This is a genomic window from Mesorhizobium sp. M1338 (genome assembly GCF_040318045.1).
In the GTDB taxonomy this organism is placed as follows: Bacteria; Pseudomonadota; Alphaproteobacteria; order Rhizobiales; family Rhizobiaceae; genus Mesorhizobium.
Genome location: NZ_JAMYLL010000015.1, coordinates 97,722 through 117,549 on the forward strand (window position 1 = coordinate 97,722; position 19,828 = coordinate 117,549).

Annotated in this window: 20 protein-coding genes; 12 read left to right on the plus strand and 8 right to left on the minus strand. The window is 62.9% G+C overall.

From position 1 onward, the window contains the following. Positions 1-23: 23 nt before the first annotated feature. The 9 genes from NKH19_RS16400 (at position 24) to NKH19_RS16440 (ending at position 7,116) form a co-directional block, all read left to right on the plus strand. Entirely contained in the window at positions 24-1,292 is a 1,269-nt protein-coding gene (locus NKH19_RS16400; RefSeq protein WP_352863765.1) for an ABC transporter substrate-binding protein, read from the plus strand. A gap of 52 nt (positions 1,293-1,344) precedes the next feature. Beyond that, positions 1,345-2,313, plus strand: a complete 969-nt coding sequence (locus NKH19_RS16405) for a carbohydrate ABC transporter permease (protein ID WP_352982391.1) — start codon at positions 1,345-1,347, stop codon at positions 2,311-2,313. Position 2,314: 1 nt separating this feature from the next. Beyond that, complete coding sequence (locus tag NKH19_RS16410) at positions 2,315-3,139, plus strand: carbohydrate ABC transporter permease (RefSeq protein ID WP_352863761.1); 825 nt, start codon at positions 2,315-2,317, stop codon at positions 3,137-3,139. A gap of 153 nt (positions 3,140-3,292) precedes the next feature. Beyond that, complete coding sequence (locus tag NKH19_RS16415) at positions 3,293-3,715, plus strand: lysozyme inhibitor LprI family protein (RefSeq protein ID WP_352863759.1); 423 nt, start codon at positions 3,293-3,295, stop codon at positions 3,713-3,715. Positions 3,716-3,852: 137 nt separating this feature from the next. Beyond that, positions 3,853-4,596 (plus strand): DUF899 family protein, encoded by a 744-nt coding sequence (locus tag NKH19_RS16420; RefSeq protein WP_352982393.1) that lies wholly within the window; start codon positions 3,853-3,855, stop codon positions 4,594-4,596. 70 nt (positions 4,597-4,666) lie between these two features. Continuing rightward, the gene (locus NKH19_RS16425) at positions 4,667-5,221 is read left to right on the plus strand and encodes a DUF4142 domain-containing protein (RefSeq protein ID WP_352863755.1); all 555 of its coding nucleotides are present in this window, start codon (positions 4,667-4,669) and stop codon (positions 5,219-5,221) included. 297 nt (positions 5,222-5,518) lie between these two features. Continuing rightward, positions 5,519-5,983, plus strand: coding sequence for a cupin domain-containing protein (locus NKH19_RS16430; RefSeq protein ID WP_352863753.1), 465 nt, complete (start codon positions 5,519-5,521; stop codon positions 5,981-5,983). A gap of 134 nt (positions 5,984-6,117) precedes the next feature. Beyond that, on the plus strand, positions 6,118-6,510 hold the full coding sequence (locus tag NKH19_RS16435) for a RidA family protein (protein WP_352863751.1): 393 nt from the start codon (positions 6,118-6,120) through the stop codon (positions 6,508-6,510). Positions 6,511-6,723: 213 nt separating this feature from the next. Further along, a complete protein-coding gene (locus tag NKH19_RS16440) occupies positions 6,724-7,116 on the plus strand; it encodes a RidA family protein (protein ID WP_352863749.1) in 393 nt (130 codons plus the stop codon). A gap of 149 nt (positions 7,117-7,265) precedes the next feature. On the opposite strand, the gene NKH19_RS33550 is transcribed toward NKH19_RS16440, so the two are convergent. The 6 genes from NKH19_RS33550 to NKH19_RS16465 all read right to left on the minus strand — a co-directional run bounded on the left by NKH19_RS33550 (position 7,266) and on the right by NKH19_RS16465 (position 14,953). Then, complete coding sequence (locus NKH19_RS33550; RefSeq protein ID WP_502910946.1) at positions 7,266-8,060, minus strand: P-loop ATPase, Sll1717 family; 795 nt, start codon at positions 8,058-8,060, stop codon at positions 7,266-7,268. Further along, entirely contained in the window at positions 8,026-8,781 is a 756-nt protein-coding gene (locus NKH19_RS16445) for a hypothetical protein (protein WP_352982396.1), read from the minus strand. Before NKH19_RS16445 ends, NKH19_RS33550 begins: the two co-directional genes overlap by 35 nt. 171 nt (positions 8,782-8,952) lie before the next feature. Next, positions 8,953-12,456, minus strand: coding sequence for a carbamoyl-phosphate synthase large subunit (gene carB, locus NKH19_RS16450; RefSeq protein ID WP_352863745.1), 3,504 nt, complete (start codon positions 12,454-12,456; stop codon positions 8,953-8,955). Between the two features lie 226 nt (positions 12,457-12,682). Further along, complete coding sequence (locus NKH19_RS16455) at positions 12,683-13,579, minus strand: SH3 domain-containing protein (protein ID WP_352863744.1); 897 nt, start codon at positions 13,577-13,579, stop codon at positions 12,683-12,685. A 168-nt stretch (positions 13,580-13,747) separates the two neighbouring features. Then, complete coding sequence (locus tag NKH19_RS16460) at positions 13,748-14,506, minus strand: metallophosphoesterase family protein (protein WP_352863742.1); 759 nt, start codon at positions 14,504-14,506, stop codon at positions 13,748-13,750. Between the two features lie 90 nt (positions 14,507-14,596). Beyond that, positions 14,597-14,953, minus strand: coding sequence for an ArsR/SmtB family transcription factor (locus NKH19_RS16465; protein ID WP_352863740.1), 357 nt, complete (start codon positions 14,951-14,953; stop codon positions 14,597-14,599). Between the two features lie 190 nt (positions 14,954-15,143). Between NKH19_RS16465 and NKH19_RS16470 the strand changes: the two genes are divergently transcribed. Beyond that, positions 15,144-16,322: an MFS transporter gene (locus NKH19_RS16470; RefSeq protein ID WP_352863738.1), complete on the plus strand. Its 1,179-nt coding sequence runs from the start codon at positions 15,144-15,146 to the stop codon at positions 16,320-16,322. Positions 16,323-16,344: 22 nt separating this feature from the next. Here the strand turns inward: NKH19_RS16470 and NKH19_RS16475 are convergent, their stop codons facing one another. Continuing rightward, positions 16,345-16,803: a MarR family winged helix-turn-helix transcriptional regulator gene (locus NKH19_RS16475; RefSeq protein WP_352863736.1), complete on the minus strand. Its 459-nt coding sequence runs from the start codon at positions 16,801-16,803 to the stop codon at positions 16,345-16,347. A 213-nt stretch (positions 16,804-17,016) separates the two neighbouring features. Here NKH19_RS16475 and NKH19_RS16480 point away from each other — a divergent pair, with 213 nt between their 5' ends. Next, positions 17,017-17,811, plus strand: coding sequence for an SDR family NAD(P)-dependent oxidoreductase (locus NKH19_RS16480; protein WP_352863734.1), 795 nt, complete (start codon positions 17,017-17,019; stop codon positions 17,809-17,811). Positions 17,812-18,020: 209 nt separating this feature from the next. Here NKH19_RS16480 and NKH19_RS16485 read toward each other — a convergent pair whose 3' ends face one another. After that, positions 18,021-18,620, minus strand: coding sequence for a LysE family translocator (locus tag NKH19_RS16485; protein ID WP_352863732.1), 600 nt, complete (start codon positions 18,618-18,620; stop codon positions 18,021-18,023). Positions 18,621-18,718: 98 nt separating this feature from the next. On the opposite strand from NKH19_RS16485, the gene NKH19_RS16490 reads away from it, so the two are divergent. After that, on the plus strand, positions 18,719-19,588 hold the full coding sequence (locus tag NKH19_RS16490; RefSeq protein ID WP_352863970.1) for a LysR family transcriptional regulator: 870 nt from the start codon (positions 18,719-18,721) through the stop codon (positions 19,586-19,588). Positions 19,589-19,828: the final 240 nt, after the last annotated feature.

A 19,828-nucleotide genomic window follows, 5' to 3' on the forward strand; every position in this document is an offset into this window, starting at 1 on the left:
GCCGCGGAGGGACATCCGCCATCATGAATCTTTTTCACGCATTTCTGGCACTCGGTGTCGCCGCCATGCTGGCTGCTGCTCCGGCGCGGGCCGTCGAGTTGTCGATCGTGTCGGGCGATACGGGCGACGGCATCAAGGTGCTGCGCGAGATCCTCGACCGTTACGAGAAAGACAGCGGCAACAAAGTCGGCATCGTCGTCATGCCGACGTCCGGGACCGACCAGTTCGGCCAATACCGGCTTTGGCTCGCCGCGGGTAACAGCGACATCGACGTCTATCAGACGGACGTGATCTGGGCGCCGCAGCTCGCCAGCCAGCTCGTCGATCTGACCGCCGCGACCAAGGATGTCGTCGGCGCCCATTTCCCGTCGATCATCCAGTCGCAGACGGTCGATGGCAAGCTCGTCGCTCTGCCGATCTTCACCGATGCGCCGGCGCTCTACTACCGCAAGGATCTCCTCGACAAATACGGCGCCAAGGTGCCGGCCACCTGGAAGGAACTGGCGGACACCGCCAAGCTGGTCATGGACAAGGAGCGTGCGGCGGGCAATCGGGATATCTGGGGCTTCGTCTTTCAAGGCAACGCCTATGAGGGGCTGACCTGCGACGCGCTCGAATGGGTGATGTCGAATGGCGGCGGCCAGATCATCGAGCCGGACGGCTCCATCTCCATCAACAACCCGAACGCGGCGGCGGCGCTCGATATGGCCAAGGGCTGGGTCGGGACCATCGCGCCGCCCGGCGTGCTTGCCTACCAGGAAGAGGAATCGCGCGGCGTGTGGCAGACCGGCAACGCGGTGTTCATGCGCAACTGGCCCTATGCCTACGCGCTTGGCAACGGCGAGGGCTCGCCGATCAAGGGCAAATTCGACGTGGCGCCGCTGCCGGCCGGCACGGGCGAAGGCGCCCGACCGGTCGCGACCCTGGGCGGCTGGAATCTCGCCGTCTCCAAATATTCGAAGCATCCGGATGCCGCGATCGAGCTGGTCAAGTTCATCGCCTCGCCCGCGATGCAGAAATACCGCACGCTGAAGACGTCCAACCTGCCGACCATCCAGGCGCTGTATGACGATGCCGACATCGCCAGGCAACAGCCGATTGTTCCGCGCTGGAAGCAGATATTTCTCAATGCGGTGCCGCGCCCCTCTGCCGCGACCAGGATCAAATACAACGAGGCGTCGAGCCAGTTCTGGAACGCCGTTCACAACACGCTCTCGGGCGACGGTACTGCCGCCGACAATCTGGCCGACCTCGAAGCGATGCTGACCAAGCTGAAGGGCCGAGGCTGGTGACGCGACGATGCCGGGGCATCCGCCCGGCGGAACCGCAACGAGCGGGTGCGAGATGACAGGAATGGAACCGGTACCCGAAACAGCCAGGGCTGCGCATACGCCGCTGAAGGCACAGCGCGTTCGCTCGGCGTGGCTTTTCCTGGCGCCAATGCTTCTGGTGCTCGCTGCGGCGGCCGGCTGGCCGCTTGCCCGCACGGTCTATTTCAGCTTCACCGACGCCTCGCTGGCCGACCTCGACGCGCGCCAATGGGTCGGCTTCGCCAATTATTTCTCGGCGTTCAGCATGCCGAGCGGGCGGGTCCTCTACGATGGTCTGCTCGTTGACCCGGTCTGGTGGCGTGCCGTCTGGAACACGATGCGCTTCGCGGTGGTCTCCGTGACCTGCGAGACGATCCTCGGCACGATCGTTGCGCTGGTTCTCAATGCCAAATTCCCGGGCCGCGGCATCGTCAGGGCGGCGATCCTCATCCCCTGGGCCATCCCGACGATCGTCTCGGCGAAGATGTGGCAGTGGATGCTCAACGACCAGTTCGGCATCATCAATGTCGTGTTGCTGAACCTCGGCCTGATCAGCGGCAAGATCGCCTGGACGGCCAACGCCGATACGGCGATGGCGGCGATCCTCATCGTCGATATCTGGAAGGCGACACCATTCATGACGCTGCTCATCCTGGCCGCGCTGCAGATGCTGCCGAGGGAGATCATCGAGGTCGCCAGGCTCGACGGTGCCAACCCGTGGCAGATCTTCTGGCGGGTGACCTTGCCGCTCATCCGCCCGGCGGTGATGGTGGCGGTGATCTTCCGCGCGCTCGACGCGCTGCGTATTTTCGACCTGATCTATGTGCTGACGCCCAACAATGTGCACACCAAGTCGATGTCGGTGTTTGCCCGCGAGAACCTGTTCGAGTTCGACAAGTTCGCCTATGGCTCCGCCGCCTCGACCTTGCTCTTCCTCATCCTCGCTTTGCTCACCATCGTCACCATCCGGGTCGGCCGGATAAGCCTGGACGGAGGCCGCTGACATGTGGATCCTGAAGCGCACGGCCTTTTATCTGCTGGTCGGCGGAATCGTCTTCGTCGCGGTGTTCCCGTTCTACTACGCCATCGTCACCAGCCTGAAATCGGGGACCGACCTGTTCCGGGCCGATCTGTGGCCGACGACGGTCAGTTTTGCCAACTACCGGAATGTGCTGACCGAGGGCAGCTTCGTGCGCAATCTCATAAATTCGCTGTTCGTCTCGGGCGCGGTCGTCGCGCTGTCGCTGTTGCTCGGCGTCACATCAGCCTATGCGCTGGCACGCATCCGCTTTCGCGGCCGCTCGGCCCTGCTGTTCACCATCCTGTCGGTCTCGATGTTCCCGCAGGTGGCGCTGCTGGCCGGGCTGTTCGAACTGGTCCGCATGTTCGGCCTCTACAATTCGCTGTTCGCGCTGATTTTCTCCTACATGATCTTCACCTTGCCCTTCACCGTCTGGGTGCTCACCACCTTCGTCCGCGATCTGCCGGTCGAGCTCGAGGAGGCGGCGATCCTCGACGGCGCGACGCCGTGGATCATCATCACCCGGGTGTTCCTGCCGCTGATGTGGCCGGCGCTGGCGACCACCGGGCTGCTGGCCTTCATCGGCGCATGGAACGAGTTCCTGTTTGCCCTGACATTCACCTCCAACAACGCGCAGCGGACCGTGCCGGTGGCGATCGCGCTGCTCTCCGGCAACTCGCAGTTCGAGATCCCGTGGGGCAACATCATGGCCGCATCGGTGATCGTCACGGTGCCGCTGGTGGTGCTGGTCCTGATCTTCCAGCGCAAGATCGTCTCCGGCCTCACGGCCGGTGGCGTCAAGGGGTGAGGCGGTGTCATCGTGCGGCGCGTTTGCCGAGCTGCCGCGAGAATCAGGCAAGTAAAGGAAATGTCCACCAACGCGGCAGGCCGCATCTTGCCTGCACTCGTCCGGTTGCTAAGCTTCGCCTGCGTGGGGCGTTGCTGAACCGGAGGAAACGTGATGCGGTTTCTGCTCTCCAGCCTTGCCACCCTGATACTTGCCGCCCCGCTCTTTGTGAACACCGCGCGGGCCGCCGACGACTGCGCCAATGCGCAGGACCAGGCGACCATGAACGAGTGCGCCGGCAAGGATTTCGCGGCGTCCGACAAGAAGCTCAACGACGCCTACAAGCAGATCGAGGGCAGGCTGAAGGACAATGCCGCGTCGAAGAAGCTGCTGGTCAATGCGCAGCGCGCCTGGGTCGCTTTCCGTGACGCCGAATGCAATTTCCAGGGCGGCCCGCCCGAAACCGCCGGCAGCATCCGTCCCATGGTGATCGCCAATTGCCAGGCCGGATTGACCGAAAAACGGCTGAAGGATTTTCAGGGTTACCTCCATTGCGAGGAAGGGGTGATGGACTGCCCGGTGCCGGCGGCGCAGTAGCGTTCGCCGGTCCTGCGAAAGGTTCCGCCGTTGTCGTCTTGCCGCGCGCAAAAATGTCGGAGTCGATCGTCGCCAGACGTCCTTGGGTCGTAGAGCAACCGCGCCGGGACGCCGGCGCGACGACCAAGGAGACGATCATGATCACCTTTCCCAACGAGTCCGCCAGATACCGCACCGCGCGTGAAAAACTGCTGCGGAAGGAAATGGAGCTGCGCCGCGCCATGGAGGACGTGGCCGAGGCACGGCGGGCGCTGCCTCCCGGCGGACTGATCCGCCAGGACTATGAGTTCGACGGGCTGGATACCGATGGAAGGCCAGCAAGGGTCAAACTTTCGGAGCTGTTCGCGCCGGGCAAGAACTCGCTGATCCTCTATAACATGATGTTTCCGCGCCATCCCCAGGAGACGCGCGAGGTGGCCACCAGCGGCGGCACGGCGAGGCTTGCGCGACAGGACCAGCCATGTCCATCCTGCACCGCGCTGCTCGACCAGTTCGATGGCGCGGTCGGGCATCTCGAGGCGGCCGGCTTCAATTTCGCGGTGGTCGGCAAGACCGCGCTCGAAAACCTGGTCACGCTCGGCCGCGACCGGGGCTGGCACAACATGCGGCTGGTGTCTTCGGCCAACAACAGCTTCAAGCGCGACTACAATGCCGAGGATGCCGACGGCGCGCAGATCCCGCTGCTGTCGGTGTTTCATCGCGATGCCGACGGCATCCGCCATTTCTGGTCGTCCGAGTTGGGCTTCGCGGCACCGGAGCCCGGCCAGGACCCGCGCGCCATCGGCACCTGCGAGATCCTGTGGAACCTGATGGATTTCACGCCGGAAGGCCGGCCGAACTGGAACGAACAGCTGCAATATGGCGAGGCGTGTTGCAATTGAGGGCCAAGCGAAGCGCAACTTCATTCTGTCTGCCGCGTTGGGCCTTTGGGACCCAACACGGAGAGTTCAGATGAGACCCTATCTCACCATCGCCACGCTGGCCCTTCTGGCCGGCGCGCCCACGGCTTTCGCGCAACAGGCAGCACCCGCCGACGTGCCGCCGCTTTCGGAAAACAAGGTCGACACCGAGACCTTCTCCAGGACGCTGGCCAGCGCCAATCGTTTCGAGATCGAGAGCAGCAAGCTGGCTGAGGAGAAGGGCGTTGCGGCGGACGTGAAGGATTTCGCCGGGCTGATGGTCAAGGACCACACCAAGGCCGGCCAGGATTTCAGGATGGCTCGGGAAAAGAGCCAGACCACCGCGTCGGTGGCACCCGAAGGCCCACCGCTGCTGCCGAAGGATCAGGCGATGCTGGACCAGCTCAAGGCTCTGGATGGCGAGCCCTTCCAGGCCAAATACATCGCCCTGCAGACCGAAGCGCACAAGCAGGCGGTGGCGCTGTTTTCCACCTATGCGCGGTCAGGCGACGACCCGGCGCTGAAGGAATTCGCCAAGAAGACGCTGCCGACGCTGCGGATGCACGAGAAGCACGCGAAGGAACTGGCGGTCGCGCACCAGGGTTGAAGGCGGTTCAAGGTCGGCGCCTACGGCGCCCCCCTCTGTCCTGCCGGACATCTCCCCCACAGGTGGGGAGATTGGCAGCTTCGGCGCCGGCGCTCTTCTTGCAACGGTGAAAATTAGCGAAGGCCGCAGTGACGGCCAATCTCCCTCCTTGTGGGGGAGATGTCCGGCAGGACAGAGGGGGGCGCCGTAGAGTGCCACGTTGGATGCTAGCCTGTTGGCAAACCACTGCCGCAAGCTGGCCCTGTGCCTCCGTCCTCCATGAATTAGACTGCGGCAATCAATCCGAGGGAGACACCCATGCCCAAGGTCGATCTATCAGCCGTCCCCATCCGCAAGGGCTCTGGCTACCCCGCACCCTTCGATGCCCCCTGCGCCGAGCGCGCGCGCCGCCGCCTGGGCGATGCAGGCGGCCTCACCGATTTCGGCGTCAACCTCATGACCCTGCCACCCGGCGGCTGGTCCAGCCAGCGGCACTGGCACAGCCATGAGGACGAGTTCGTCTATCTGCTGGAGGGCGAACTGACGCTGGTCGAGGATGACGGCGAAACGCTGCTCGGGGCAGGCGACTGCGCGACCTTCGCCAAGAACAGCGGCAACGGCCACCACCTGATCAACCGTTCGTCGACGACGGCGCTCTATCTGGAGGTCGGCTCGCGCATCCCGGACGATGTCATCACCTGCTCCGACATCGACATGATGAGCCCAAGCTCCGACGGACGTTTCCTGCACAAGGATGGCACGCCATATCCGGGGCAGGGGTGAGCGCAATCGCAAATGGCGGCGACAGCCCTACGACATTCACCAGGACCGCGACGAGGTCCGGCTCTGGACCATGCGCCGGCGCTGGCGTTCGGCCAGTGGCACGATAAGCTCTCTGCAAACCCAGGGAGATTGCCATGAAGAAGGAAATCATCGAAGTGCCGGTGCTGTCGGCGGCCGTGCGCGCCTTGGGCGTGCCTCTGTCGCTGGTGACCAGGGCCGCCGGGCTGGTCTTCGTGTCCGGCACGCCGCCGCTCGATATTGCGACCGGCAGGCTGGTCAAGGGCGATATCGAAACACAGACCGAAGCGTCGCTGAAGGCGCTGAAGCATTGCCTGGAAGCGGCCGGCACCTCGCTGGACAATGTGGTGATGGTGCGCATCTACGCCGTCAATTCCGGCTTCTACAACGCCATCAACCGGGTCTACGCCAGGCATTTCCCCGAAAACCCGCCATCACGGACCTTCGTGCCAGTGGCGTCATGGCCGATGGAGTTCGATATCGAGATCGAGTGTGTGGCGACGGCTTGATCTTCCCTTCTCCCCTTGTGGGCCCACAAGGGGAGAAGGGAGGCGCGCTCCCCATCACTTGCTCTGACATCAGTCTGATGAACTGCAACGCCGACATCCGCTTTCTGCACGCCGCATCCGGGCAGGGGTGAGCGGCTGGCTCTGGACCATGCGTCGGCGCTGGCGTTCCATTGGCGCCGGGATAAGCTCCCTGCAAACAAAGGGAGGATTGCCATGAAGAAGGAAATCATCGAAGTGCCTGTCATGTCGGCCAAGGTGCGGGCGCTTGGCCTTCCCTGCTCGACAGCGGTGAGGGCCAACGGCTTCGTGTTCATCTCGGCGACGCCGCCGGTGGACATGGTGACCGGCGAGATGGTGCGCGGCGACATCGAAACGCAGACCGAGGCGTCGCTGAAGGCACTGAAACATTGCCTGGAAGCGGCCGGCACCTCGCTGGAAAACGTGGTGATGGTGCGCATCTACGCCGTCAATTCCGGCTTCTACAACGCCATCAACCGGGTTTATGCGAAGTACTTCAGCGTCAACCCGCCGGCGCGGAGTTTTGTGCCGGTGGCTTCATGGCCTATGGAGTTCGATATTGAGATTGAGTGCGTGGCGGTGGCTTGATAGGACTTGCGGAAAGATAATCGCCATGTCTGCATGGCAGGAGAATTGTTAGCAGACCGCCACCCGACGATCTAGGCAACGGACGGTAGGATCCTCAACGAGCTTCACCAGCTAATCGCCAAAATTCCCGGGGTGATCAACAAATAGGGCTAACCAAAGGCCTTTAGCACAGTCGGATGAATCAAAACTCGGCCGTCCCTATGGAAACTTCGATTCCCGCGATGGTAAGTTTGGACGATAGGTTGACCTGTTGCGTCGTCGCGCATAGTTCCAAATATTCCTAATATGTAAATCAGCTCGATAAAGTGCTCAAGGCTGTAAAAATTCGTATTATTTCCTTTGGCTATTTCGTATATTGGGCGTAGTACCTTTGTAAAGCTTTTGTAGTTGTATGTGATGTGTTTGTCGATCACGCTAGGCACTATCTTTCTAAATTCGTTCTCAAGCGCAGCAATGGATGCCGAATTCATAAATGGACTAGCGGAAGATTTTATCTCGCTCCAAGACAGCTGTGCGTAAATTCTCCAAATTGCGTTTATTTCGGACGAGCTTAATTGTGATCTTTTTGAATAAAGCTCCTTTGCGCATTTAAAGAATCTTACAAAATCGCGCGGCTTGACCCATGTTCTGTGTAGAAATTCTTCAGCGTCTATATTTGCCATGTATACGCGAAAAAAGTCTCCTATTGAGAAATTTGACTCTATAGAAGCCTTAAATCTTTCGAATATAAATTTAAACAGAGGGTGATCTTTATTTTGTGGGAAGGATGACCAAGTTAAATTATATCCAACCGACTCGACAGAGTGGTTAACGTCAGCAGATGAGATTATTGGGTGCTCAAGATATTCTGATCTAACGGCCGAGTAAATTCTTAGGTCAATCTGTTCTTCTGAAAATCTATCATTAAGACTATGCATTGCGAGTATACAATCCCTTACAAGCATAGCATCTTGCTGTAAGGCTTCTTCCGATCGCGAAATGAATCTCGTCAACAAAAATGCACGCTTTGATCCCTAGGCGCTTCGCTCGACGTACCAAGAAATTCAGCAGATCATCGTTGTTCCTCTTAAGTAATTTTCCGGCATCTAGGAGTGCGGTTCCAACAGTCACTTTATCAAGGTTGACTCCGGCTGCGTTAAAAATTGCAGTAATAGAATCGAATCCTAGAGAGATCAGTTCACCCAGCGTGGAGTTTTTAATTTTTTCCACCCAAGTCGCGTCGTTACCTGGCCTGTCTTCATCATATGTTCCTGAGGACGCAAAAGTCTGCTTTATCAATATAAATATTAGTATCCTTTTAATTGCATGATGAAAATGCTTGAACCTCTCGATATTTACCTCGTCGAGCATCAGTGGCAGTTTTGAGAACGCGTGAAGGTCGCTCTCTTCCAAAAAGGATCTTCGAAACACGAGAAAATAGGTAGAAAATTCGTTCTTCAGGCGATTTTCCAAATATCGGATCGCCGCCGTTTTACCCGTTCCCTTTTGGCCATAAATTAAGAATTTTTCTCCACTCAGGAATTGGTCAAGAGGAAAATTTGGAATTGCAAAAAAGGTATCTAAAAATATTGGTGTCCGTTTGGCTTTGATAGCGCTGTAGTATTCGACATTGGCATCCGGCTCGCCAATCCTTATGTCACCGAAAGTTGGATAAATTGTTGTCATGACGGATAGTCCCCCCAAAAAGGACAAGCTTGAAACAATTCGTACTCACGTGTCTAGGAAAAAATTGAGTTCACGACGATAGCGTTCCAACACGACGACAGGTGTTCGCCAGTATCGCTGCGTGTAGAACATTTCACTCTCATCCAATTTGGAGAGAAGAAGGCCAAGCGTCTACGCAAAATACTCCTGCAGCGGCCTCACTTCGAGGCTCCCCGCTTTCAACGCCGCAATCGCCTCCGCCACGGCCGCCGCACCCGACAACGTCGTATAATACGGCACCTTCTGCATCAGCGTGGCGCGGCGCAGCGATTTGGAGTCCGACACCGCCTTCTGGCCATCAGTCGTGTTGAAGACGATCTGCACCTGTCGGTTGCGGATGGCGTCTTCGATGTGAGGGCGGCCTTCCAGCACCTTGTTTATTTTCTCGGCGACGACGCCGTTTTCGGCGAGGAAGCGGGCGGTGCCGGAGGTCGCCATGACCTTGAAGCCGAGGCCGGCGAGGCGCTTGACCGCCGGCAGGATGCCCTTCTTGTCCTCGTCGCGCACCGAGACGAACAGGGTGCCGGAGCGCGGCAGGTCGACGCCGGCGCCGAGCTGGCTCTTGGCGAAGGCCAGCGCGAAGTCGCGGTCGAGGCCCATGACCTCGCCGGTCGAGCGCATTTCCGGGCCGAGCAATATGTCGACGCCGGGGAAGCGGGCGAAGGGGAAGACGGCTTCCTTGACCGCGATGTGGCCGGGGTTCCTGGGGTCGGGCATGGCGCCGTAATGGGCGAAGGCGTCTTCCAGGCTCTCACCTGCCATGATGCGGGCGGCGATCTTGGCAATGGGACGCCCGATGGTCTTGGCGACGAAGGGCACGGTGCGCGACGCGCGCGGATTGACCTCCAGCACATAGACCGTGCCGTCCTTGATCGCATACTGCACGTTCATCAGGCCGCCGACATTGAGCGCGCGGGCAAGCGCGGCCGTCTGGCGCTCCAGCTCGTCGACCAGCTCCGAAGGCAGCGAGTGCACCGGCAGCGAGCAGGCACTGTCGCCCGAGTGGATGCCGGCCTCCTCGATGTGCTCCAATATGCCGGAGACGAAGGTCGACTTGCCGTCGCAGAGGCAGTCGACATCGACCTCGATGGCGCCACTGAGATAGGTGTCGAACAGCAGCGGGTTCTTGCCCAAGAGCGTGTTGATCTGGCCGGTCTTGTCGTTGGGGTATTTCTGCTTGATGTCTTCCGGCACCAGGCCGGGCACGGTGTCGAGCAGGTAGGTTTGCAGCATGCCCTCGCTGTGGATGATCTGCATGGCGCGGCCGCCCAGCACATAGGACGGGCGCACCACCAGCGGGAAACCGAGCTCGCCGGCGACGAGGCGGGCCTGCTCGACCGAATAGGCGATGCCGTTTTTCGGCTGGCTGAGGCCGAGCTTGTGCAGCAGCTTCTGGAAGCGGTCGCGGTCCTCGGCCAGATCGATCATGTCGGGCGAGGTGCCGAGGATCGGGATGCCGGCCTTCTCCAGCGCATCCGCCAGCTTCAGCGGCGTCTGGCCGCCGAACTGGACGATGACGCCGATCAGCTCGCCCGACGCCTGCTCGGCGCGCAGGATCTCCAGCACGTCCTCGGCCGTCAGCGGCTCGAAATAGAGCCGGTCGGAGGTGTCGTAGTCGGTCGACACGGTCTCCGGGTTGCAGTTGATCATGATCGCTTCGTAGCCGGCGTCGCGCAGCGCAAAGGCGGCATGGCAGCAGCAATAGTCGAACTCGATGCCCTGGCCGATGCGGTTGGGGCCGCCGCCGAGGATGACGACCTTCTTGCGCGACGACACCTGCGCCTCGTTGGCGAGCGCGCCGGCAAACGGCACTTCATAGGTCGAATACATGTAGGCGGTGGGGGAGGCGAACTCGGCCGCGCAGGTGTCGATGCGCTTGTAAACCGGATGAACGTCGAGCTTGTCACGGATCTTGGCAATCACCTCGACGTCGGTCTTCGTCAGCGAGGCGAGGCGGGCGTCGGAAAAACCCATCGCCTTCAGCATGCGCAGGTTGACGGCGTCCTGCGGGATGCCGTGCTCGCGGATGCGGGCTTCCATGGCGAGGATGCCGGCGATCTGCTCGAGGAACCACGGGTCGATCTTGCACATGGCGTGCACGTCTTCCAGCGAGGTGCCCATGCGGATCGCCTGCGCCACCATGCGCAGCCGGTCGGGCGTCGGCGTGCCCAGTGCGGCGCGGATGGCATTGCGGTCGTCGGCATGGTTGGCGGTCGCCGCACCGTAGCCGAGGCCGGGGATTTCGATTTCGTCCAGACCCGTCAGGCCGGTCTCCAGTCCACGCAGCGCCTTCTGCAGCGATTCCTGGAAGGTGCGGCCGATGGCCATCACTTCGCCGACCGACTTCATGGCGGTGGTCAGCACCGGCTCGGCGCCGGGGAACTTTTCAAACGCAAAACGCGGGATTTTGGTGACGACGTAGTCGATGCTGGGTTCGAACGAGGCGGGCGTGGCGCCGCCGGTGATGTCGTTCTCCAGCTCGTCCAGCGTGTAGCCGACAGCAAGCTTGGCCGCGATCCTGGCGATGGGGAAACCGGTCGCCTTGGAGGCGAGAGCCGACGAGCGCGAGACGCGCGGGTTCATCTCGATGACCACCAGACGGCCGTCGGCCGGGTTGACGGCGAACTGCACGTTGGAGCCGCCGGTCTCGACGCCGATCTCGCGCAGCACCGCGATCGACGCGTTGCGCATCATCTGGTATTCCTTGTCGGTCAGCGTCAGCGCCGGGGCGACGGTGATCGAATCGCCCGTATGCACGCCCATCGGGTCGATGTTCTCGATCGAGCAGACGATGATGCAATTGTCCGCCTTGTCGCGGACGACCTCCATCTCATATTCCTTCCAGCCGAGCACGCTCTCCTCGATCAGCACTTCGGTGGTCGGCGAGGCGTCGAGGCCGGACTGGACGATCTCGTAGAATTCGGCACGGTTGTAGGCGATGCCGCCGCCGGTGCCGCCCATGGTGAAGGACGGGCGGATGATGGCCGGCAGGCCGACATGGTCGAGCGCTTGTGCTGCAATCGCCATGCCGTGGCTGATGTAGCGCTGCTTGCGATCGCCTTCTCCGAGGTTCCAGCGGGTTTCCAGCGCGTCGAGCGCGGCGTCGAGATCGGCAGGCGCCTCGGCCTTGACGGCAGCGCGCTCGGCCTCATGCGTCTTGCGGTCGGTGTTCTTGACGTCGGTGGCGTTGGCCAGCATCGACTTCGGCGTTTCCAGGCCGATCTTCTTCATCGCCTCGCGAAACAGCGCGCGGTCCTCGGCCTTGTCGATGGCCGTGGCGTCGGCGCCGATCATCTCGACATTGTAGCGCTCGAGCACGCCCATGCGGCGCAGCGACAGAGCGGTGTTGAGCGCGGTCTGGCCGCCCATGGTCGGCAGGAGCGCGTCGGGCCGCTCCTTGGCGATGATCTTGGCCACGACTTCCGGAGTGATCGGCTCGATATAGGTGGCGTCGGCCAGTTCCGGGTCGGTCATGATGGTGGCCGGGTTGGAATTGACCAGGATGACGCGGAAACCTTCTTCCTTCAGCGCCTTGCAGGCCTGGGTGCCGGAATAGTCGAACTCGCAGGCCTGGCCGATGACGATGGGGCCGGCCCCGATGATCAGGATCGACTTGATGTCGGTGCGTCTTGGCATGTCACAGGTCCGTTCGGCGGGCGGCTTGCACAAAAAACCGGGACGGGAAGACCCGGCCGGTTGTGCTCGCGATTCTGGTATCAGGCTAGGAGGGCCTTATAGGGAAGAGTTTTGACTGATGTAACCCCGAAAATGCGAGAGAGTAGGCAGGAGGCAGTAGGCAGTAGGCAGTAGGCAGTAGGCAGTAGGGGCTAATGCCTATTCCCTACTGGCTACTGCCTGATCCCTAATCCCCCAGCGCCAACTGATCCGTGATCTCGAAGCGTTCCGACACCCCGACGCGGATCATGTTGAGGCTGCCTTCGCGGGTGAAGCGGAAGTCGCCAGGCGCGTCGGAGCTGGCCGGCTTGCCAGCGACGAAGGAGATGATGCGCGTGCCGCCATCGGGCCAGGTGACCGTGATGTCGGTCTTGTCGGCGGCGCGCACGGCGCTGACCTTGCAGCGCTCCATCGGCTGGCCGACATAGCGGGCGCAGGGAATCTCGTCGGCGGCAGAAGCGGGCGGCCGTGACGCCGCGACGTCCTGGACATCTTCTGAGGTTTCGGTCGCCGCCAGCGCCAGGCCATAGGCGTCCCGCATCGCCGCGTAGCCGATTTCAGCGGCGGATTTCGGCATGTTTTCAGTTGCCGGACCGCTGCCGCCAAGCCGCGCCGTAAGGTCGGGCGGCGGCTGAGCGGAAACGGCGGCTTCAACGGCGGCTGCGGCCTCCGGCTTGCCCGCCTCATCGCCAGTGGAGGCAACCACCGGCGCATCGGCCGGTTTCGCCGTGCCTTCGACATAGGGGGCCGGATTGAGGGGGGTGAGGTAGCGCGCCGGCGCCCATCCGCTCAGCTTCTCCTTGCCCGTGCTCTCGACCTTGCACCATTTGTAGCCGTTGATGTCGTTGCAGCCGAGATTGGTGACCCTTTCGCCGCCGGTCAGGCGAGTCTCGACCTTGGCGATCGGCGACGCGGCCGTGCGGACGTTGAGAAGATCGTCCGGCGCCAGGCCGGTCACGATGGAGATGACAAGATCCGGCGCCTCTTCAGCCATAGTGGGGGCAATGGCCGGCCATGCCGCCATCAGCAGCGGAGCGGTAATCAGCGCATGCAGGGTTGTTCGGAGCGTAACTGTGCGCCTCATCGTTTGGCCGTGCGCTGATATCATACCGGGCGGGTCGAGCCCGCCGCGTGCCCGGCCGGTTTTATAAGGGACGAGGCGCCGCCATGTAAGCCCGAAAATTCGATCATTGTTGCCCGGCCCAATAGACCAGGAACCAGCCCCAACCTGACGGCATGAACGCAAAAGCGCTCAGCCTGGCATGAACCCCGTTCTGAGCGCGTGGGCCCATTCCGGCCGGCCCGCCTGTTCGGCCTGGCGCGCCGCTACCTCATGGTCGTAGTCGACGGCGATGGCCTCGAAGCGGTCGGGCTGACCGGCGCTGCCCAAGGTGACGATGCCGTAACGGGCGTGTGGCGAGCCTTGCTCGGAGACATGCGCAGGCGGTGTCGAATCGTCATAGGCGGGGCAGCCGATGCTGCCTGGATTGAAGATGATCGGACCATCGGGAATGCGGATCAATTCCGCCCGGTGGCTGTGGCCGCACAGTGCGATGCGGCAGGCGGGGTCGAGCGCCTTCAGCCGGCGCCGGATCGCCGCCAGCGGCGCGCGCACCAGCTGGCCATTGACGATCGTATCGAGCAGATATTTCTCGTCGTGGTCGGGACGGGCGTGGAAGGCGATCACGCCCGGCGCGATCTCCAGCGTCAGCGGCTGGGCAAAGAGGACTTCGCGCTGCGCCTGTGTCAGCCGCTGTTGCGCATAGACATCGGAGGCCCACATGGTTGCGTCGGCCGGGTCGGCGGCGACGCGGCGGTCGTGATTGCCGCGCACCGTCGGCGGGTCGAGCGCCTCCAGCCGCGCAAATGTCTCGCGCGGCCATAGCGGGCCGGAAACGCTGTCGCCGAGATTGACGGTCAGGTCCGCGCCGCCGCGCTGGCGCAGATCCTCAAGCACGGCGTCCAGCGCCAGCACATTGCCATGGATATCGGCGAGGACGGCAATGCGCATGCGGCGGGCTCCGTGGGTTGGCTGGTCACGGGAAGGCGACCTTGCAGGACTTGGGTTCCTCGCCCCACTTCGCGAGGGAGAGGAAAAAGGCTAGGCAGAAATCTCGATCTCGTGGCCACCAACCGCCGGCAGCGCCGGCTCAGCGCCGGCCGCGGCGATGACGCTGTCGAGCAGGCCGGGGAAGCGGGCGTCGAGATCGGCACGGCGCAGCGTGATCATGCGGTTGGTGCCGACCACTTCGGCGCGGGTGACGCCGGCCTCGCGCAGTTTGGCCAGATGGTAGCTCAGATTGGTCTTCGAGCCGAGATCGAGGAACTGACTGCAGTTCAGCGGCACGCCTTCCTTGCTGGCGAGATACCGCACGATGGCGAGCCGCGTCGGGTCGCCGAGCACGCCGAGCACGATGGGCAGGCTGATCTGGTCCGTATTGGGGTGTGGCAAGGTCATGGCTGGAAACTAAGCACAGTTCGGGCCGATTTCAACGCATCCATCCCGCCGCAGCCGTCCACACTGTTCTGCGTGATCCATGCTGACACAGGGCTGTCAGGAAGGTTCAGCTAATTTTCCCTCGCTTCATTGACATCATGGCCTTTTGTGTCCAATTGTTCAATAACTGTTGAACTAAGGACATCGCCCCATGGACAAGCGCCTCTTCTGGCTTGCGCTCGGATCGTTCACGATCTCGACCGAAGGCTTCGTCATCTCCAGCCTTCTGCCCGACATCGCGGCGGATGCCGGCATTTCCATCCCGCTCGCCGGCACGCTGATCACCGCCTTCGCGCTCGCCTATGCGGTCGGCACGCCGATCCTGGCGACGCTGACCGGCGAATGGGACCGGCGCCGCGTCATCCTGTGGACGCTGGTGTTCTTCGTGCTCGGCAACATTGCCGCCGCCTTGAGTTCCTCCTTCGAGCTGCTGTTGATCGCGCGCATCGTCATGGCGCTGTCGTCGGGCCTGTTCGCGGCGACCGCGCAAGGCACGGCGGTGGCACTGGTCGATGACCATCACCGGGCGCGTGCCATCGCCGTCGTCGTCGGCGGCACCACGGTGGCCGTAGCCGTCGGTGCGCCACTGGGCGCTCTCGTTGCGACGATCGCCGGCTGGCGCGGCACGTTCTATGCCATCGCCGGTCTCGGCGCGCTCGCCGGCGCCATACTGTGGTACAGGCTGCCGCGCGGCATCGTCGGCACCAGGCTGCCCCTCAAGCGCAGGCTGGCGGCGGCCCTTCGCCCCGGCGTGATGCCGATCCTGGTGACGACATTGCTGGCGCTGACCGGCGCCTTCACCGTCTTTGCCTTTGTCGCCCCGCTTGCCATCGAGGGCGGCGGGCTCAGCCAGATCGCGCTGCCCGGCATGCTGCTCGCCTTCGGCGTCGGCGCCGTCATCGGCAACATTGCCGGCGGCCAGGCTGCCGACCGGTTCGGCGCGACCCGCACCGTCGGCTGGTCGCTGGCACTGAGCGCCGCCATGCTGGTCATGCTGTCGGTCATCCCGACCTTCCTGCCTCCCCATATTGCCGGGCCGGCACTGATGGCGATGATGGTGCCGTGGGGCATTGTCGGCTGGGCGTTCCCGCCGGGGCAGGCGAGCCGCATCATCAAGCTGGCGCCCGACGCCGCCCCGATCGTGCTGTCGCTCAACGGTTCGGCGCTCTATCTCGGCGTGGCGCTGGGGGCGGTGGTCGGTGGTGCGGTGCTGCGCTACGGCGCGCCGGCCGATCTCGGCATTGTCGCCGCGGTCTTCCCGATCGTCGGGCTCGGCATCCTGCTGGCGGGCCGCTGGGCGGCCAGAACGGTCGCCATGCCGGCCGAATAGAGTCTGTTGGTAACGCCCGCCCTCAGGGCGTGGCCTGCGGCAGATCGAAATCCAGCGCGGCGATCTCATCCAGCGCCGCGCGCAGCCTTTGCGCCTGTTCCTTGCCGGCCACGTCCTCGAAACGCTGCTGGGCAATTTGCCACAGCTTCATCGACTCATCTAGCTTGGCCAGACCCTGCGGCGTCAACCGCACGCGCTTGATGCGGCGATCGCCCGGGTCGGCAAAGGTCTCGACATAGCCGTCGCGGATCAGCGGCTTCAGCGTATGGCCGAGCGCCGACAGGTCCATGATCAGCGACGCTGCGATAGCGCCCATCGCCGGCTCGTCGCCGATATGGATCTGGTAGAGCAGGCCCTGCTGCGTGGCCTTCAGGCCCGAAGGCGCCATCACATCATCATAGAACTGGCCGAGCTTGCGCGCCGCACGGCGCAGCGCGGCGTTATTGCAGAGCGTCAGGCCGGGCAGGGTATCCTTCGACATAATGGGTCCTTGGCGCCGGCGAATGACGTCCGGCCGCTCTCCGTCAAATAATCCTCGCTTCGATCATTGACAAGATAGTGGCATATACCTACTTCACATTTAGTGGCATATACCACTAATGAAATCAGATGACTTTTCGACAGAGCGAGGCAAATGCCCGCGCGCCGGCGGTCAGGTCGAAACGAACAACTTTAAACAGAAGGAACAAGCACAATGAGCGGACAGAGCAACAAGGGCACGGCGGTCGTTACCGGTGCTTCGGCGGGTATCGGCGCGGTCTATGCGGACCGGCTGGCGGGGCAGGGCTATGATCTGGTCCTGGTGGCGCGGCGCGCCGACCGGCTCGAGGAACTGGCCGAGAAGCTGCGCTATGCCTATGACCGCAAGGTCAGCGTGATCAGCGCCGATCTGGCCGACGACAATGACGTGCGCCGCGTCGAGCAGGCGATATCGGCCGACGACAGCGTGACGCTGCTTGTCAACAATGCCGGCCTCGGCGGTGCGCAAGTGGTTGCGACGGCGGACGCCGATGTGGCCGAGCGCATGATCAAGGTCAATGTCGTCGCCTTGACGCGGCTGACCCGTGCCGTGTTGCCCGGCCTGATCGCACGCAACCGCGGCGCCATCGTCAACATCGCCTCGGTGCTGGCCTACGACACCTCGTTCGGCGGCATCTACAGCGGCACCAAGGCCTATGTCGTCAACTTCACCGAGGCCCTGCAGCGTGAGGTCGCGGGTACCGAGGTGAAGGCCCAGGTGGTGCTGCCCGGCGCGACCCGGACGGATTTCTGGGAAATTGCCGGCAGCGATATCGACCAGCTTCCGAAGGAAATCATCATGACGGCCGACGATCTGGTCGATGCGGCGCTTGTCGGACTGGCCAGGGGCGAAGCCGTCACCGTGCCGGGACTTGCCGATGCGGCCAAGCTGGACACGTTCCTTGGTGCCCGGCAAGCCTTCTACGGCAGCCTGCACGCCAACAAGCCGGCGGCACGCTACGCGGCTTGAGGTGGCAAAGGCTGGTTCGCTTTGCGAACCAGGACCCCCAACCCGCTGCTTCGCAGCGACCCTCCCCACAAGGGGAGGGTGAGGAAGCGCCTCGTCCCCCCATGCGACAATGGTCTTGTCGGGTGCGAGAAAGCTGCGCTCTCTACCTCCCCCTTATGGGGAGGTAGACCGAAGGTCCGGGTACTGGCGCGGATTGTGGCTTGAGCGCTCTAAGCCGTCCGCCACATCGGGATGATCGAGGCGGCCAGCACCAGCGCTAGCACGATGTTGAGCGCGCGCCATTGCCGTTCGGTCTTGAGCAGCCGGGCCAGCAGCATGCCGGCCACGCACCACAGCGACAGCGAGACGGCCGCAGCGAGGCCGAAGGTGGTGCCGAGCAGCAGCGCGAGTTGCATCGGGCCGCTGGCCAATGCGGCGAACGAGGCCGCGGCGCCCAGCCCCATCGCCCAGCCTTTCGGATTCATCCATTGAATGCCGGCACCGCCGAAAAAGCTGTTCGGCCTGGCCATGGTCACATCCAGATTGGGCGGCCCGCTGCGGCCAATCTTGATCGCCAGCCAGACGAGATAGAGCGAGCCGATGACCTTCATCGCCAGTTGCAGCGAGGGCACGGCAAGCAGCAGGCCGGCGAGCCCAGCCGCCGTTGCGCCCGTCACCGTGGCGAGGCCGGCGGCGCTGCCGACCAGCAAAGGGACGGAACGGCGAAAGCCGAACTGCGCGCCGGAAGCGGTCGACAGGGTCGTGGCGATGCCGGGCGTTGTGGTGGCAACGATCGCAAACAGGATGAGCGGGATGATGGGCTCGAGCATGCGGCTTCCTCTGTTCGGAAGTTGCCATCGTAGCTGTGTACGAACTTCAGTAAATGCAATGTTTGCCATGCTTGGCATTAGAAGGCATAATGCCAATCATGATCCGAAATCTCGACATGGCGCTGATCCGCACCTTCGTCACCGTCGCCGACAAGGCCAGCATGACGGCGGCCGCCAATGCGCTGCATCTGACGCAGGGTGCCGTCAGCCAGCAGGTCAAGCGGCTGGAGGAGGCGCTCGGCTCCAGCCTGTTCGAGCGCGACAGGCGCGGCTTGCGGCTGACGCGCGCCGGCGAACAGCTGTTCGGCAAGGGCAAGCGGCTGCTCGGCCTCAATGACGAGATCTGGGCCGAAATGGCAGGCAACCCGGTGGCCGGCCAGGTGCGGCTCGGCGTGCCCTACGACCTTGTCGGCACCTTGCTGGCACCGGTGCTGAAGACCTATGCCGAGACCTATCCGCAGGTCGAGATATCGCTGGTCTGCGCCTCGTCGCCGGAACTGACCGCTGCCCTTTCGGCCGGGACCATCGACCTTGCGGTGATCGAGGAACGCGTCGGCCCGTCGGCGGGCGAATGCCTTGCCATCGACCGGCTGGTCTGGGTCGGCGCCAAGGGCGGAGTTGCCCGCGCCAAGCGGCCGCTGCCGGTGTCGATCGTCGCCGACACCTGCGCCTTCCGGCCGGCGGTGCTGGCGGCGCTCGGCGAGCATGGGCTGGAATGGCGCACTGTGTTCGAGAACGGCAACATCGACGCGACGACGGCGACGGTGCGTTCCGACCTTGCCGTCACCACCTGGCTCGCCTCCACCGTGCCGGCCGATCTCGACATATTGCCATCCGAGTCCGGGTTGCCGCCGCTGCCGAATTTTGCCATCAACCTGCATTTGCCCAGGCATGGGATAGGGCCGGCCGCGCGGGAATTCGCGCGCCATATCCGCGATGGGCTGGCGCGGCGGCCGGTGGCTGCTTGAACGCCTCGCTCCGCCGGAGCACCCCTCATCCGTCTCGGCGCTGCGCGCCGATCCACCTTCTCCCACAAGGGGAGAAGGCAAGATTGCGCGCATGTCCCTGCCAATCATTGACGTTAAAGATTGGCCGAGCCACATACCCCAGGCTCCACCTTCTCCCCCTTGTGGGAGAAGCGCAACCATTAGCTCAGGCGGTGTGGTTTGCGGGTGGACTTTTGCTCCACGGAGTGCCGCGTTCGACGA

Coding starts and splice junctions, on each gene's coding strand:
- NKH19_RS16435 (WP_352863751.1), top strand. CDS start 6,118: ATGAAGAAGGAAATCATCGAAGTGCCGGTGCTGTCGGCGGCCGTGCGC.
- NKH19_RS16490 (WP_352863970.1), top strand. CDS start 18,719: ATGATCCGAAATCTCGACATGGCGCTGATCCGCACCTTCGTCACCGTC.
- NKH19_RS16400 (WP_352863765.1), top strand. CDS start 24: ATGAATCTTTTTCACGCATTTCTGGCACTCGGTGTCGCCGCCATGCTG.
- NKH19_RS16410 (WP_352863761.1), top strand. CDS start 2,315: ATGTGGATCCTGAAGCGCACGGCCTTTTATCTGCTGGTCGGCGGAATC.
- NKH19_RS16455 (WP_352863744.1), bottom strand. CDS start 13,579: ATGAGGCGCACAGTTACGCTCCGAACAACCCTGCATGCGCTGATTACC.
- NKH19_RS16475 (WP_352863736.1), bottom strand. CDS start 16,803: ATGTCGAAGGATACCCTGCCCGGCCTGACGCTCTGCAATAACGCCGCG.
- NKH19_RS16485 (WP_352863732.1), bottom strand. CDS start 18,620: ATGCTCGAGCCCATCATCCCGCTCATCCTGTTTGCGATCGTTGCCACC.
- NKH19_RS16440 (WP_352863749.1), top strand. CDS start 6,724: ATGAAGAAGGAAATCATCGAAGTGCCTGTCATGTCGGCCAAGGTGCGG.
- NKH19_RS16430 (WP_352863753.1), top strand. CDS start 5,519: ATGCCCAAGGTCGATCTATCAGCCGTCCCCATCCGCAAGGGCTCTGGC.
- NKH19_RS16465 (WP_352863740.1), bottom strand. CDS start 14,953: ATGACCTTGCCACACCCCAATACGGACCAGATCAGCCTGCCCATCGTG.
- carB (WP_352863745.1), bottom strand. CDS start 12,456: ATGCCAAGACGCACCGACATCAAGTCGATCCTGATCATCGGGGCCGGC.
- NKH19_RS16445 (WP_352982396.1), bottom strand. CDS start 8,781: ATGACAACAATTTATCCAACTTTCGGTGACATAAGGATTGGCGAGCCG.
- NKH19_RS16480 (WP_352863734.1), top strand. CDS start 17,017: ATGAGCGGACAGAGCAACAAGGGCACGGCGGTCGTTACCGGTGCTTCG.
- NKH19_RS16425 (WP_352863755.1), top strand. CDS start 4,667: ATGAGACCCTATCTCACCATCGCCACGCTGGCCCTTCTGGCCGGCGCG.
- NKH19_RS33550 (WP_502910946.1), bottom strand. CDS start 8,060: ATGCTTGTAAGGGATTGTATACTCGCAATGCATAGTCTTAATGATAGA.
- NKH19_RS16470 (WP_352863738.1), top strand. CDS start 15,144: ATGGACAAGCGCCTCTTCTGGCTTGCGCTCGGATCGTTCACGATCTCG.
- NKH19_RS16420 (WP_352982393.1), top strand. CDS start 3,853: ATGATCACCTTTCCCAACGAGTCCGCCAGATACCGCACCGCGCGTGAA.
- NKH19_RS16405 (WP_352982391.1), top strand. CDS start 1,345: ATGACAGGAATGGAACCGGTACCCGAAACAGCCAGGGCTGCGCATACG.
- NKH19_RS16415 (WP_352863759.1), top strand. CDS start 3,293: ATGCGGTTTCTGCTCTCCAGCCTTGCCACCCTGATACTTGCCGCCCCG.
- NKH19_RS16460 (WP_352863742.1), bottom strand. CDS start 14,506: ATGCGCATTGCCGTCCTCGCCGATATCCATGGCAATGTGCTGGCGCTG.